13 protein-coding genes are annotated in these 14,182 nt (G+C 41.8%); 5 read left to right on the top strand and 8 right to left on the bottom strand.

Annotation, left to right across the window (positions count from 1 at the left end):
• Nucleotides 1–100 precede the first annotated feature (100 nt).
• Both AB6C75_RS21255 and AB6C75_RS21250 read right to left on the bottom strand, forming a co-directional pair.
• Nucleotides 101–1,156 carry an efflux RND transporter periplasmic adaptor subunit gene (locus tag AB6C75_RS21255; protein ID WP_372109125.1) on the bottom strand — a complete coding sequence of 352 codons (1,056 nt, stop codon included), beginning with the start codon at nt 1,154–1,156 and terminating at the stop codon, nt 101–103.
• Nucleotides 1,156–2,244: an efflux RND transporter periplasmic adaptor subunit gene (locus AB6C75_RS21250; protein WP_372109123.1), complete on the bottom strand. Its 1,089-nt coding sequence runs from the start codon at nt 2,242–2,244 to the stop codon at nt 1,156–1,158. The genes AB6C75_RS21255 and AB6C75_RS21250 overlap by 1 nt, the downstream gene beginning before the upstream one ends.
• A 101-nt stretch (nt 2,245–2,345) precedes the next feature.
• Here AB6C75_RS21250 and AB6C75_RS21245 point away from each other — a divergent pair, with 101 nt between their 5' ends.
• The gene (locus tag AB6C75_RS21245) at nt 2,346–3,077 is read left to right on the top strand and encodes a TetR/AcrR family transcriptional regulator (RefSeq protein ID WP_372109121.1); all 732 of its coding nucleotides are present in this window, start codon (nt 2,346–2,348) and stop codon (nt 3,075–3,077) included.
• A 185-nt stretch (nt 3,078–3,262) separates the two neighbouring features.
• Here AB6C75_RS21245 and AB6C75_RS21240 read toward each other — a convergent pair whose 3' ends face one another.
• Both AB6C75_RS21240 and AB6C75_RS21235 read right to left on the bottom strand, forming a co-directional pair.
• On the bottom strand, nt 3,263–4,534 hold the full coding sequence (locus AB6C75_RS21240; protein ID WP_372047173.1) for a DEAD/DEAH box helicase: 1,272 nt from the start codon (nt 4,532–4,534) through the stop codon (nt 3,263–3,265).
• 57 nt (nt 4,535–4,591) lie between these two features.
• A complete protein-coding gene (locus AB6C75_RS21235) occupies nt 4,592–5,203 on the bottom strand; it encodes an ACP phosphodiesterase (protein ID WP_372109118.1) in 612 nt (203 codons plus the stop codon).
• Nucleotides 5,204–5,985: 782 nt separating this feature from the next.
• Between AB6C75_RS21235 and AB6C75_RS21230 the strand changes: the two genes are divergently transcribed.
• Together AB6C75_RS21230 and AB6C75_RS21225 are read left to right on the top strand one after the other, a co-directional pair.
• Entirely contained in the window at nt 5,986–7,209 is a 1,224-nt protein-coding gene (locus AB6C75_RS21230; RefSeq protein WP_017100524.1) for an aromatic amino acid transport family protein, read from the top strand.
• Nucleotides 7,210–7,357: 148 nt separating this feature from the next.
• Complete coding sequence (locus AB6C75_RS21225; protein ID WP_372109116.1) at nt 7,358–8,782, top strand: methyl-accepting chemotaxis protein; 1,425 nt, start codon at nt 7,358–7,360, stop codon at nt 8,780–8,782.
• A 449-nt stretch (nt 8,783–9,231) separates the two neighbouring features.
• Here AB6C75_RS21225 and AB6C75_RS21220 read toward each other — a convergent pair whose 3' ends face one another.
• The 3 genes from AB6C75_RS21220 to AB6C75_RS21210 all read right to left on the bottom strand — a co-directional run bounded on the left by AB6C75_RS21220 (nt 9,232) and on the right by AB6C75_RS21210 (nt 12,532).
• Nucleotides 9,232–9,960, bottom strand: a complete 729-nt coding sequence (locus AB6C75_RS21220; RefSeq protein ID WP_029222776.1) for an HAD-IA family hydrolase — start codon at nt 9,958–9,960, stop codon at nt 9,232–9,234.
• 208 nt (nt 9,961–10,168) lie between these two features.
• Entirely contained in the window at nt 10,169–11,977 is a 1,809-nt protein-coding gene (locus AB6C75_RS21215; RefSeq protein ID WP_017097955.1) for an HD domain-containing phosphohydrolase, read from the bottom strand.
• 60 nt (nt 11,978–12,037) lie between these two features.
• Nucleotides 12,038–12,532 carry a hypothetical protein gene (locus tag AB6C75_RS21210; protein WP_029222777.1) on the bottom strand — a complete coding sequence of 165 codons (495 nt, stop codon included), beginning with the start codon at nt 12,530–12,532 and terminating at the stop codon, nt 12,038–12,040.
• Nucleotides 12,533–12,780: 248 nt separating this feature from the next.
• Here AB6C75_RS21210 and AB6C75_RS21205 point away from each other — a divergent pair, with 248 nt between their 5' ends.
• Both AB6C75_RS21205 and AB6C75_RS21200 read left to right on the top strand, forming a co-directional pair.
• Nucleotides 12,781–12,897, top strand: coding sequence for a lipoprotein (locus AB6C75_RS21205; protein ID WP_372109113.1), 117 nt, complete (start codon nt 12,781–12,783; stop codon nt 12,895–12,897).
• Between the two features lie 66 nt (nt 12,898–12,963).
• The gene (locus AB6C75_RS21200; RefSeq protein ID WP_372109111.1) at nt 12,964–13,431 is read left to right on the top strand and encodes a CreA family protein; all 468 of its coding nucleotides are present in this window, start codon (nt 12,964–12,966) and stop codon (nt 13,429–13,431) included.
• Nucleotides 13,432–13,488: 57 nt separating this feature from the next.
• Here the strand turns inward: AB6C75_RS21200 and AB6C75_RS21195 are convergent, their stop codons facing one another.
• Entirely contained in the window at nt 13,489–13,791 is a 303-nt protein-coding gene (locus tag AB6C75_RS21195; protein WP_372109109.1) for an LA2681 family HEPN domain-containing protein, read from the bottom strand.
• Nucleotides 13,792–14,182 lie beyond the last annotated feature (391 nt).

The following is a 14,182-nucleotide window of genomic DNA, read 5'->3' as shown; positions in this document are numbered from 1 at the left end:
AACTCTTTACCATGCTGTTCAAAAAACACTCACGAAAGATCAACACGCCCTAGAAACAGCCAGCTGATTACTTTGTTTTTAATTGAATATTCTGCGATGTTCATTCTGCTTTTCCTGACAATTCGATTCCGTCACGGAGTTTTCTTAGATTCGAGTTTACGAGTCGATCACCTTGCTCAACACCATGAGCGATTAATGCGCCTTGGCCACTGATTTTGTCGACTTCTACTTCGCTTTTGAATGCTTGTCCGTCTTCCATTTTCCACACATAGAACTGATTAGCTTCAGAGCCCGCTTCTAGCGTTGTCATTGGTAACTGGTAACCTTGAACATCACTCAGACCCGCTTTCGCCATATCCACATTGACCGTAACGCTCGTACCCGGCAGAATTTCACTTTCAGGCTGCTGCATCTGCATCCAAAACTCGTAGGTACGTGATTGTGGGTGCAATTCGCTAGTGTGCTCTAGATACGTCAGAGGATATTCCCCCGAGTGACCTCCAAAAGTTGCTTGTGGGCGGTAACTGCTCGAACGCATGTCTGGGCTGATCGACGCCAAGATCGAATCTGACACTTGAATTCGCACATACACCTTATCGTTCTGGTACACACTCAGGAGTGTTTCTCCAGGAGTCGTGTTTTCGAATCGTTGCTTATCGACGGTTGAAACTGTTCCTGAGAATGGCGCTAAAAGCTCTGTGTAACTTAACTTGCGTTTTGCTGCCGCCAAATTCGCCGATGCTAGTTTGTAGTTGGCCGTTAGTTGGTCTAGCTCTGACTGCGACAACATCTTGCTACCAAACATCTCCGTACCACGGGCCAACTGTTTGCTCGCCAGTTTGAATTGAGATTTAGCATCAGTTAGATCTTGAAGGTACGTTGCGTTATCTAAGATGGCTAATAACTGCCCTTTTTCGACTTTGTCACCGGCTTCCACCAATACTTGTTGAATTTCGCCTGCAAGCTTAAATGCCAACGGTGTAAGTTCTGCAGGCATCACCTGTCCATTAAAACTTCTGAACTGATCAGTCAGCGGCGCGCCAACGTCAAAGGTAGAAACCAATAAAGGCGGTTGTTCACGGTGTACAGCTTCATTGTTACAGGCTTGAAGTAACAAAACCGACGCGACAACAACTGATAATTTTAAAAGGTTCATTAAATACCCCCCTCACGAAGCCAAGCTTTTACTTGCTGTCCGTCAGATAACACATCCACACCTGCTTCAACGATAAGATCACCAGAAGAAAGACCTTCTATAACTTTACCTTGCTCATCAAGCAGGACTTGTACTTTAGAAATCGATCGAGAGTCTGGGTTATAGCGCCATAGCTCGCCATGGTCAGCTTGTTTGGTTAGCCAAGCTGAATCAACAATGCCAATACCGTAGTCTGACTTACTCTTCTGAACTTCAACTTGCGCTGTCATTCCAGAAAGTAGATTGATGCCTACCGGCTTGTCGATAGATACAACCGCTTGGTAGCTGTTGGTGTCTTCATCTGGTTGTGTAGAGATCTCTTTAAAACGCGTTGGGATACGAATACCGCGGTGGCTATCCATTACAACCCACATGTTTGAGCTCGTTAGGTCTTGAATAGAACGGTCTTCAAGCTTAGATACCGGAATAGAGAACGTCACATCCATTTCACTGTGATTCAAAATATTAAGAACTGGCTGCTTTTCAGCAATTAACTGATATTGCTTACCAAACACCATCGATACCACGCCATCGAATGGAGCAACTAATGTGGTGTAACCAAGGTTTGTTTTTGCTTGTTCCAACTCAACGTCAGCGGCAGTAAAGGTGTTGACGGCTTGGTCGTAGTAATCGGTACTGACTAACTTTTTCGAATACAGCTCAGAAGCTTGCTTGTATTGGCTGTTCGCCAAGTCAAATTTAGCTTGAGCTGCATCAACGGCAATACGGTAATCCGTCGCGTCTAATGCGGCTAGCACCTGACCTTTCTTAACTTCTTGTCCCATACGAACATCGAAAACTTCGATATCACCACCCACTTGAAATGAAAGCGCAGCACGGTCGGTTGCATCCACTTTTGCGATAAAACTATCAAGCTCGATATCTGCCTGCAGAGGAATCTCAAATAACTTTACAGGCTTGATTACCTGCTCATTTTCCTCTGACTGAACTTTGTTACATCCAGTTAGAGAGCTTGCGAGCAATAGTGCGACAATAACCACGCCCGTACGCTTGGTCGGTATCGCTTTGATAGACAAATTGGATTGCATGATGCTTCTCCATTTAATTATTATGATTTATTACACAGGTGGGCAGTATTTTTTATTTCAAGGAAAACAGGGTAGAATGTGGTAATCAGGTAAATGTAGAAATGAAGATGACTGAAAAGAAACAAGGCAGAAGAAGCGCGAAAGACGCTGAAGAGACGAGATTTTTGATCATGGGTGTAGCTGCGGATATGTTCTGTGAACATGGTTACGACAGCGTTTCTCTTCGTAACATCAGTGAGAAAGCAGGCGTATCTCATAGCCTTATTCGCCACCATTTTGGTAGCAAAGAGAAAATCTGGCATGCCATAAGTGATTGTTTACATGATTATTTTCAGTCTTACATTGCTAAAATTGTAGAAGAGTTACCAAAAGGCATTGCGCCAAACATTATTATCTATTTATTCAGTATGCGCCTCTTTAGCAACATGATTCACTCACGCAAACCGATGCAACTTATCACCGACTCTGTTCGCCAAAAAGACAACTTGGTCGATTACTTTATCGACAATGTTGGTGATATCGAAAAACAAATTAATATGTTGGCAGATGAATATAATGATGCGAATCCAGATAATTTGATCAACATTTATGAAATTAAATGGCAAATGATCATGTATGCGCACGGAGCGGTATGCCTTACTCCTTTCATGGAAAGCACATGGAATGAAGGCGACATGCAATCGACACCTGAAGAAGCATTGTTAAATCATTGGCAATTGTTTAACAAGCAAATGATCAGTACGTTCAATATCACTGATGAATGGGTATTGAATACAAGTTCGATTGAAGAACTTATTTATGAAGTCCCTTGTGTGTGGAAATGTGAACACTAGCAAAACAAACACTAAAATCGCGGCTTCAAGTTTCATGCTTAGTGCTTAGTGCTTAGTGCTTAGTGCTTAAAATGAAAACGAAAACGAAAATGCCCCGCTACTGATAACAGTAACGGGGCATTTTTATGTCTGAGCAAGTCTGCTTAGTTTTTACAGTATCACAAACGATGCAACCGCCAGCAGGTTTAGCGACGCGCTTTACCGCGATTTTGGTGAATCTTAAGTTTCGCTTTCATCTTACGTTTTTCTGATGAGCGACTTTTACTGCGACCACCTCGATCGGGGGCTAGATCTTTTTCTATGCTTGGTTCAAAGCCCTCTAACCACTCTTGAGGCAAGCGAGTATCAAGTAAGCGTTCAATGTCACCCAGAAGATAAGCTTCATCCTGGCTCATCAAAGAGATCGCTAAACCACTGTTGCCAGCACGGCCAGTACGACCAATACGGTGAACGTAGTCTTCCGCTTTAAATGGCATATCGTAATTCACAACTTGTTCTAGCTGCTGGATATCAATACCTCGAGCTGCCACGTCGGTTGCAATTAACGCGCGTACTTTACCTGATTTGAAATCATCCAGTGCTTTTTGGCGCGCACCTTGGCTCTTATCACCATTGATTGATGCCGCTTTAATGCCATCTAGCTTAAGCTCTTTAACGAGAGCATCGGTACCCTGCTTAGTCTTAGTAAACACCAACACTTGTTGCCAGTTCTTTGAGCCAATCAAATAAGCCAATAATTCACTCTTGCGCGATTTATCAACTGGATAAACCATCTGGGTAACGGTGTCAGCGGTGCTGTTTTTTGGCGTCACTTGAATTTCGCTTGGCGACTGCATCATTCGATGTGCCAGAGCTTTAATTTTGTTATCAAACGTCGCAGAGAAGAACAGAGTCTGTCGCACCTCATTCATACGAGAAAGAATGCGTTTGATATCAGGCATGAAACCCATATCTAGCATGCGGTCTGCTTCATCCAGTACCAACACTTCAGTGTGGCTCAACATGATGTTCTTAGTGAACATATGGTCGATAAGACGGCCCGGAGTCGCGACAAGAATATCAGCTCCACCGCGTAGGTTTTCAGTTTGAACCTTCATACTAACGCCGCCGTAAGCCACCACGACTTTGATGTCGGTACCCTTTGCGTAGCTGGTTACGTTATCGAAAACCTGTTGCGCTAGTTCACGTGTTGGTACCAACACAAGCGCACGAACTAGCTTCGGGTTTGGAATAACGTTGTCTTTTGTCTCGATTAATCTTTGGATAATTGGCAAACCAAATGCGGCCGTTTTACCTGTACCCGTTTGAGCACCAGCCAATACATCTTTGCCTTCTAATACCAATGGAATCGCTTGCTCTTGAACACTGGTAGGAGCCGTAAAGTTAAGCTCTGATAGCGTAGCAAGAAGATGCTCAGATAATCCTAGTTGGTTAAAAGATTTTGTAGATTCAGACATAGTATGATGCTCAAAGATTAAATAGGCGCGGATTGTAGCAAACCTGCATTACGCTGTTTACCTTTCCTTTTGATTTTTCTTCATTTGAAGCGAATTAAACTGCTTCGCTTCTTCTAAAACACTAGGATAAAGTTTATGAAAGTGACACTGCAACGTGTTGTAGTGATGTTCTAGGTCGTGATAGCAAGATTTAAGCATCCCAAGCTTTGGCCGTCTCAAAGCCATGCGTTGCAATACCACCTCAATGGAAGGCATGTCTTGATAACTTAGCAACCAATGTTGTTCTGCCATTTTCTGGTGAACAGTAATGAAGTGCTCAGGCCAATGAGGCTCTTGGTGTTCAAAGATCTGTTGATGGCTGTCTACGCAAAAGCGCTCAAGTGATTGCGTTGAGAACTGAGCCCAATGATTGGCTAAGCAGTGATCCCAAAATACATCGAGTGCGATAGGTGCAAAGCGTCGTGTTTGGTGTGAGAAAAGCGATTTTGCAGAACGAGACACATCATGAAGATCAGTATAGCTATCAACGAATCGATGAAGTCTTATTCCGTCTGAAAGTGAGTTTGAATAGTATTTACTAGGGTCGCCTTTAACGAAGTCACCTAACAGATTACCCGCTAAGTTACTTTTACAATGCTTGGCGATGTGGAGGTGTGCGAGAAAGTTCATTGAACCTCATTAAAGTATCGAGAACTAAGTAACATAGTAAACGTACTCGTTTATCTTCGCGAACTTTAATGAGGATAGTTTTGTTATGACGTGTGAGCTAATGAGATTTGCTCAGTTTAAGAATTGTTTAATTTGAGAACGTTGAACTACAGAAACCTTTAGTTCAGTAAAACCTAGTTTAAAACCTAATTAAAGATCTTAAAAACTTAGTTCGAAGACTTGAAAAGCTCTTATGCTAATTGTTTAACCGTCTGTTCATAGTCAGATAAATCGATACCAATTTCCATAGCATCTAACAACTCTAGACTTTCGTCATTATAAGATTGGTCACTCATAGTGCCCCCTCTATTCCTTGGTGTGGATATGTTATCCGATTAACTAGTGCACCATCTTGGACTTATATTATGTCACTTTGATGAACGCACTCTACTCTACCCATTCCATATTTATAGCTTGAAGCTACTCGCGATCATTAACGCTTGTTTACGCTAAAGGGGCATACGCGAACGACATATGTACTGTCACCGTACACTAATTACAACAAATTACCCTATAAATTTTGAAGCAAATCACACTCAAACGTTTGCTTAAGCATTTTTAGTTCCTTACGCACCAATCGCTGTACATATTTATATACAGTGGATATTTTTAATTACATTAAACATTGCATTTGGAATTAAACTCAATCAAGATACTTGAAAATCGAGATATTCTTTGGGTTTATTCTCTTAGACCAGAAGAAACACAACGAAAACCCACCCTAACGTAAAGAATTATATACAATGAATAAATCAAAGGTTTTTGGTAGTACTTTGATCATTGCAGGCACAACCATTGGTGCCGGCATGCTCGCTCTTCCACTCGCATCTGCAGGAATTGGCTTTTCAACCTCACTATTTCTAATGCTTGGCTTATGGGCTCTCATGGCCTTCACCGCATTATTAATGGTAGAGCTTCATCAATTCGCTGAATCGGACGCAACTCTACACACGTTAGCTCACACGATTTTGGGAACGAAAGGAAAGTGGATCGCAAGCTTCGCCGTGATGTTTCTTTTCTACGCTTTGTGTGCCGCATACATTGCAGGTGGCGGTGCGCAGTTTAACCAACGTATCTCGGATATCGCAGGGATTGAACTCAATGGCCAAGTCACTACACTCCTATTTACACTGTTAGTTGCTGGAGTTGTGACGATTGGTACACACAGTGTTGATAAAGTTAACCGCGTTTTATTCGGACTTAAACTGATTGCGATGGTACTGGTACTCAGTTTCCTTGCACCAAACATCACCTCTCAATACCTAATGAGCATGCCTTTGCATCAAGGCCTGATTGTTGCTGCGATACCGGTTGTGTTTACCTCTTTTGGTTTCCACGGCAGCATCCCTTCAATTGTTCGATACCTGGATGGTGACGTTCGCTCTTTACGTAAGGTCATGATTATTGGCTCTGCACTGCCTTTGGTCATCTATGTTTTCTGGCAGAGTGTTACGTTGGGTGTGGTTAGCCAAGAGCAATTATTGTCTGATACTAGCTTGGGTGCGCTTCTAGTCTCACTATCGCAAACTGTTCATCAATCAAACTTAAGCTTGATCGTGGGTGTATTTGCTGACCTTGCACTTCTTACTTCTTTTATTGGCGTGAGCTTGGGGTTATTTGAATTCATGGGGGACTCTCTAAGCAAGAAACTAGGCAATGCCAAACGCGTTAAGACGGCCGCTATCACTTTTTTACCACCATTAGGTTTTGCCTTGTTCTACCCACAAGGTTTTATCATGGCTTTGGGTTACGCTGCCATTGCACTTTCAGTGCTCGCAATTCTGTTGCCGACAGTAATGGTATACAAAGTTCGTTACACAGATTTAATAGTAAAACCTCACGCTACAGAATCAACTTACCAAGTGTTAGGTGGAAGCAAAGCGCTGTTTTTAGCGGGTAGCGTTGGCGTGTTTATCATTGCAATTCAAATCCTTATTTCAGTAGGGTTATTACCATCATTAGGCTAATAAACCCATCGAGAGCAAAAATACTTGATTGATGTCTCATGAACGATATATTGCTATCATTAATTTTCATAATTAGTCGATCGAAATCACATTTTTATTGAGGTCGGTTATTTAGAGTCCACGGTAAAGGATTTACCGTGGAGTTTTTATGAAAGAAGTACAATTTAGAACGATAGACAAACTGTTTATTAAAATGTCTATTAACGACAAGTTTTGGGTCATTTTCTTGATCTTTTTTGCCGCTGTGGCAAGCCTCGCTGGCCTCAACTACGTCAACAATATGGAACAAATTGACGCGAGTGCAAAACAGCAGGTTGAATATCAGTTGCAAGGCATTTTATCAGCGTCAGATTCCCCAACTTCGGTTCGTTCTGTTAGCCAACAAACACGCCTTCAAGAAACCACTATTTCAAACACGGGTTCGGTGACTGCTACGGCACTGGCACAAGATGGCAACTACTACTCTCTTACCGTTTCAACTACTGATACACAGAACCAAAAGCAGCAAGCTCTGTACACATTATTACTCAGTCTTTTATGGTGTTTGCCTTTTGGTCTTTTCTGTTACTGGGTTGCAACCTTCCTAGGTGGCGCACTTTGGGTTCTTTACTCAACCACTCAAAAGATTGGTGATGGTGATTTAACATCTCGCCTTGGCTTCCATCCAGGCCGAGATGAGTTTGGTACGATTGGTTGCGCCCTTGACCGTTCAATGGATACGCTAAGTGAACTAGTCAATAACGTAAACCAAAACGCAGCGACACTGAGTGAAACGTCAGCTTCTTTCGAAAAAGAGATGAAGCGCAGTGAAACACAGATTATGAGCCAGAATTCATCTCTAGACTCTGTTGCAACGGCAATGGATCAAATGACGGCATCAGCGAATGAAGTATCTAATATCTCTGCGCGCTCTACAGAGCAAGCAGAGCAAGATGCTCAACAAATCAATGATAGCCATGCTATGGTTCAGCAAGCAATCTCAGAGATAACCACCCTTTCTTCTTTGATTGAGCAAACCTCGTCTTCTGTTACGAGCTTGAATGTAAATACAAGCCAAATCAACGAAGTCATCACGACGATCAACGCGATTTCAGAACAAACCAACTTACTTGCACTAAATGCCGCGATTGAAGCAGCTCGTGCGGGTGAACAAGGTCGTGGTTTCGCCGTTGTTGCTGATGAAGTGAGAACGCTTGCTAGCAGAACTCAATCCGCTACGGTTGAGATCCAAACGATGATTGAACGCTTACAGCAAGAGAGTCAAAATATTGCTAAGATCACGGTGCAAACGGTTGATCAAGCGCAAACCAGTAGCCAACTCATTTCACATATCGGTGATGACGTAAACTCGATTGCAGATTCCGCACAAGCGCTAATGGACATGAGTCTACAAATAGCAACGTCAGCTGATGAACAAAGCAACGTAGCGAATACCATCGCTGCTGAGCTTAATGATATACGAGGCCAATCAGACGTAATCAAAGATGTCGCTCAAAACTCTTCAAAGGGCGTATCTAAGCTCACAGAAGCATCGGTTTCTCTGTCTCAAACTTTGGCAAGATACCGCACTTAGCACTTGGCAAATAGCTATCAACTATCAACTATCAACTATTTGCACTTAATGCTTAATGCTTAATGCTTAATGCTCAGAATTAAGAACAAACCTAAGAAGGACTCATATAGAGTCCTTTTTTTATTGGTGCTGATTAATAACCATGGTAAATCCATACTCCTCAGTTATTAACATGAAGTAAGTCGCAAAGGAGGGATTAAGAGGAGCCAAAACTGTCTAATAATCGAGCTTAGGGGTAATCTATTTGAACGGGTCTTATTTTCGCTTACCCTTTTGCTGCAGGTGACACATAATGAATAAAACAGATGCACCATACACCGACGACATCACATGCCCTTTATGCCAACATGACGAATATCTACTTTCAGAAAGTGGAGAGAAGTTCACTTGTGCTGCATGTGGTTTCCACACAACACAATTAAGCAAAGTAGTCAGCCTTCAATTAGGCTTTACCCCACCAAAGCTCCAGAGTGCGGTATACCACCACTTGAGCAGCGCTTGCCATTAATCCAAATCGATATTTCTTCCAAACTGTAAATATCCTGAGCCGCTAGCTCTGCTATGTCGGCTTCGGTATTATCACTCAATGAACCTTCAAACGTTGGTCGCAATCTAAAAGATTGAATACCCGCACGAACCCCTGCTTCAATGCCTTTCACCGTGTCATCAACATAAATACATTCGTTTGGTAAAAAGCCCATATTCATTGCGGTATACATGATCAGGTCGGGCTCCGGTTTCCAGCTATTGGCATCAAAAGCTGAAAATACTTTGCCTTTGAAGTCGTCGAGCATTCCTGTCATTGCCAATGAGGATTCAACTCGATATTTAGGCGCATTGGAAGCGATACAAAACTCAATGTCTTGTTGCTTGAGGAATTCAATAAGCTCAATAGCACCATCCATCGGCTTTAAATGGCGTTGGAACAAGGCTTCTAATTCAGTGCGATAAAGCGGCTCGAGTGTATCGATGGAGATAGATAGCCCTAAACGTGCTTGCGTATCCATTAAGATGTCAGCTAGCTTCCCACCTTGAAAGTGCACATAGCAGTCATTAACGCTTAACTTAGCCCCAAAGCCAGAAAACACATTCACTAAGGCTTGGCAACACAGCTTCTCGCTATCGATGAGTGTTCCATCACAATCGAAAATTACACATTTAGTTTGTTCTAACCGCATAGCTCTCTCACTCGCATTGAATTCAAGTTTTATCCTATAGTGTTCTTTCAATACGCGTGATGATTAAGGTAACACTTTACCTATCGCCCCTTATTTCTCTACGCGAAATATGCAGTGGATCACTTTATGCTTAACCTTAAGCAACAGCACTCATTAAATTAATATACTTTGAGCGTCACCAATCACGACTTTATTTGCCAATAAACCGTTAATTCACGGCCAATTCTTCAATAACAATAGGTTTATCCGTTAATTCAATGCGACATTCAGCGGTGATGGTATCTGGATACGAATCACGGATAGCAACAAACTCGGGTAAGTGGCTCAGTAGTAACTGAGTAAGCTCAGGGTCGAACTGACAGCCGCATTCTCTCTCGAACAAATCGATAACCATCTCTAATGGCCACGGCTCTTTGTAACAACGGGCACTGAGTAGTGCATCAAACACATCCGCGACGGCCGTAATACGGGCAAACAAGTGAATTTCGTCACCCACTTTGCCATTAGGATATCCAGCCCCATCCCAACGTTCATGATGCTCGTTGGCAATGATAGCAGCCAGATTGGTAATATCACCGGCTCCACTCTTCAGTAAGTTATAGCCTGCCGTTGTGTGAAGCTTCATCACTTCCCACTCTTGCTCGGTCAATTTACCTGGTTTATCCAAGATTGATTCTGGGACTGAAATCTTACCCACATCATGCATCGGACTGATGATCTCTATCATCTCGACCTCGCGATGGCTCAAGCCACGATACTTAGCAAGCAACGCAGACAACTTGGCGACACGTTTAACGTGATTACCGGTTTCGCCAGAGCGAGTTTCAATCGCCTCTCCGAGAACATGAATCATATCTTTTTGAATATTCAGTGTTTGTTTCTGGAGTTTTAAGATTCGTTTGCTCTTTTTAGCCAGTTCTTTCTTTTGGCGTAGAGTGACAAATTGCATCAAAATAATCAGGCTCAAACCTGCAATGACCATCGACAATCCCAATAGCAACTGAAAGTTTTTACGAATAAAGGATGAAGGCTCATTAATGAATACAGCCTCATCAGGTAGCGCACTCTCACGGATACCGAAATTTGTCATCGCTGGATAATTGAAAACAAAACGTTTGTTCTCACCTGGAGTTAAAGGTTCGTCGAAACCAAGAGGTAGGTACTTATCGAGCGCCTTAACCGTCTCTTCACCCATGCTTTGAGAGTGATTCACATAGCCACCAAGTACATCTCCCGAAATATAGAACTGCCACAAAGCAAACACTGGAGCAGCACTTGCTTTAGACAAAGTATCCGAAACCTCTTGATAAGTATGATACACGCCTCGATTCAATTCGGTATTGTAATGACTGAGCAAAACCGCGTCATCAGCAGAGATACCTTCCAAAAACTGACGGGTACGCACTAACGATAAATCGCGTATTTCAACCAATGTGATATTAGGGAACTCAGTCATCACGCGATTCATCTCTTTGCGAATTAACTCAGAAGTGACACTGTAATCATTGATGAAATACAGTATTTTTAGGTTAGGTCTTAACTTCGAAATTAGATCAATATTGACGTCTATCTGATCGTTCTCATAAAGCACGGTTGCTCTATCAGACACCGAATACATGTCGGTACTGAAATCGTTAATACCGGCAGCAACGACAGGTGTGGAGCGATCGATCAAACTAGGCAGAGATTCAAGGAAGTTAGCCGCGTTGTCGTCAGTCGCGATTACACCATCAAACTTATAATCTGCATATTTGGTACGTAAGTAGTTTGCGATAGAATCGTAGTACTCAGGGCTATGGACGCGCTTTGAATCCAAATACTCGATTGAGAGTTTAACTTCGGCTTGAGATTGGCTGAACGCACTGTCTATCCCTTTTTGGAAGTCAGCGGTCCACTGATAAGAAGGTTCGTATGAGTGTAAAACTAGGATGCGTTTGATATCCCAGTCATTAGCAAAACTGAGTGAAGAATAAGCGCTAACACACAATACAGCGATTGAGAACAATAGCTTGTACATACAATACCCTTTAAATAAGACGGGGGATTTTACTTAGATTAACGCTTTCTCAAAGAACCTTTAGTTCTCGACCCACACTTTATCGCGAGAAGCATGATCTTGTGCCCAAAAATCAAGGATCTGCTTAGCAAAAGCGTTGATACTTTGACCACTTCCAACCACAACGTCTGAGATTAGCAGAGAATCCTCCGCTTCTGTAACGATAGCGCTCGCTGCTACATCACCATTTTGAGTCCCTATGTATAAGACATGTTCGTCAGATAACATAATCTGACTCAAAAACTCTAACATGTACGCCCTTTCGGTTTCATCTTGGTAAGCGCTGGCTTGGTTAAGTGAAAAAAGTACGGTCAGTTTATGGAAGTCGACTTTATGCAGTTCATCAATTTGGGAAGGTGTTTGATCTTGGGTGAGGAGTTGGTATGTCTTGGACGGGAGTTTGCTTTGATAAAGTTCTCGGCCTAGCAGGCTCTCTTTTGCGGGGTAGGCAATATCGAGTTGACTAAACAGCCATTGGTTTTTCTTCTGTACAATTTCAGGTATTTCGTTATTCATTCTTTTAGTACCTACGGTTAGTATCCCCAAATGTCACAGCTATTTGGAAGACATATATTCGACTGAGGTGCCGAGCTACAAGCACAGAGCATACAGAGCATGACCAAGGCCAACAAGTACTTTAAATGCTTCATATTTTCCATTATCCAACAACATCCTTTAAGAACTTAACGAAAAGCTCTACACTCGTATTCAAGCTTTCAATATCCTTATAGTAAACAGAACTCTATAAATAAAAAGGACTTCTTATGAAAAAAGCCTTAATAGCAGCGGGTATCATCACAATGTTGGCTGGCTGTTCGGACGACGAGGTTGGCGACGTCTCTCTTGGATTCTTCACAATGAAGCATAAACCTTGTATTTAGATTTGAACCCTATAACAAATTTCACATAAAATCTAATATAAACAGAGTCATAAAGGGCACTAATCAATGAAAAAACTAATCTCTATCCTTTTACCTATTCTTCTTGTAGGTTGTTCAGACAATGAAGTTGGTAATGTTGACCTTGGCATATTCAGCCTAAAAGACGTATCAATCAAAAACTTGGATGACGAAAAAATACCAGGTGTAACGTGCCACATTGCATCTGTGGAAGCAGACTTTAGCCTTGCAGACCCAAGCGACAGCTCTATCTCATGCCGCCAAACCGGTGAGATCACACCAGAAATGATCGCAACAATTGACAAGGGAAAATCAGGCGAAGTTGTTTTCAAACAGTCTAAAAGTATCTTCTTTAAAACAATGAAGGTTCGACGTATCTACGATGCAGAGAATCAGACTCTACTTTACTTGTCTTACACGACCAAAGAGACAGAGGGAAGCTTTAAACACAGCCTTTCAACTGTTCCACTCTACGACACAAAAGCTTATGTAGAGCTTTCGACAACGGTAAATTGATACAAGATTAAATAGATTATTAGGGGTTCGAAAAACGTTTCGAATCCCCTATCATAACTAATCTTTCAACGGAATTTCTAGGGGAAGAGAAATCCCTTTTTCGTAAGCCTTTTTCACGGTGGTATCTAAGTTAATTGCTAATGAAAGATACATAATCGAGCTTCTTACAAGCTTAATCAGAGTAAACAATCGTCTCTCGAACTCTTCAATAGATACGTGAAGAGTAGGAGTTGATAGCTTTTGTTTTTCATATTTTTTGTGTTCGATTTTCTTACACTGTGCTTCAAGTTCAGTTCGTTGTTCTAACAACTCAGAAATTTTTTCGTTCTTTTCTACTAATGTATCTTTTTGAAATAACACGAAACAGCGCCAAGTTCATTAAAACATATATTTTCACACCTTTGAGTAATTACTTTCATTTTCACGTTCGTTTATACTCGTTTTGATTACCCAGAGTCGGCAGCACGTTAGATTCATTATTTGTTTTCTCATTACCACTATATAGTGATAATGAGAAGTTACTGTCCTTTGTGATAACAAGACAATGTCATGAATTATTTTTATTTATTCGTTGTGAATTTCGATTATTTCCTCTAAATCATAGTCCCAAGAACAGGAATAGGTTATTTTTGTAAAATAACAATTCCAAAAATATAACAAGTTATAGCAATTTTGATTTAGAGTTCAATTTCTCTGATTACTAGGGCGTGTTGATCTTTGCTGTACATTTCGCGTTCAACAATACATCGGT

The organism is Vibrio sp. 10N.237.312.B06 (assembly GCF_041464685.1).
GTDB lineage: Bacteria > Pseudomonadota > Gammaproteobacteria > Enterobacterales > Vibrionaceae > Vibrio > Vibrio tasmaniensis_A.
The sequence above is the reverse complement of the archived record's forward strand: the minus strand, read 5'-3'. Positions and strand labels throughout refer to the sequence as shown.

What these genes read in the sequence shown, in the direction of transcription:
- AB6C75_RS21230 (WP_017100524.1), top strand. Translation starts at nt 5,986, where the DNA reads ATGAATAAATCAAAGGTTTTTGGTAGTACTTTGATCATTGCAGGCACA.
- AB6C75_RS21220 (WP_029222776.1), bottom strand. Translation starts at nt 9,960, where the DNA reads ATGCGGTTAGAACAAACTAAATGTGTAATTTTCGATTGTGATGGAACA.
- AB6C75_RS21225 (WP_372109116.1), top strand. Translation starts at nt 7,358, where the DNA reads ATGAAAGAAGTACAATTTAGAACGATAGACAAACTGTTTATTAAAATG.
- AB6C75_RS21235 (WP_372109118.1), bottom strand. Translation starts at nt 5,203, where the DNA reads ATGAACTTTCTCGCACACCTCCACATCGCCAAGCATTGTAAAAGTAAC.
- AB6C75_RS21250 (WP_372109123.1), bottom strand. Translation starts at nt 2,244, where the DNA reads ATGCAATCCAATTTGTCTATCAAAGCGATACCGACCAAGCGTACGGGC.
- AB6C75_RS21245 (WP_372109121.1), top strand. Translation starts at nt 2,346, where the DNA reads ATGAAGATGACTGAAAAGAAACAAGGCAGAAGAAGCGCGAAAGACGCT.
- AB6C75_RS21255 (WP_372109125.1), bottom strand. Translation starts at nt 1,156, where the DNA reads ATGAACCTTTTAAAATTATCAGTTGTTGTCGCGTCGGTTTTGTTACTT.
- AB6C75_RS21215 (WP_017097955.1), bottom strand. Translation starts at nt 11,977, where the DNA reads ATGTACAAGCTATTGTTCTCAATCGCTGTATTGTGTGTTAGCGCTTAT.
- AB6C75_RS21200 (WP_372109111.1), top strand. Translation starts at nt 12,964, where the DNA reads ATGAAAAAACTAATCTCTATCCTTTTACCTATTCTTCTTGTAGGTTGT.
- AB6C75_RS21205 (WP_372109113.1), top strand. Translation starts at nt 12,781, where the DNA reads ATGAAAAAAGCCTTAATAGCAGCGGGTATCATCACAATGTTGGCTGGC.
- AB6C75_RS21210 (WP_029222777.1), bottom strand. Translation starts at nt 12,532, where the DNA reads ATGAATAACGAAATACCTGAAATTGTACAGAAGAAAAACCAATGGCTG.
- AB6C75_RS21240 (WP_372047173.1), bottom strand. Translation starts at nt 4,534, where the DNA reads ATGTCTGAATCTACAAAATCTTTTAACCAACTAGGATTATCTGAGCAT.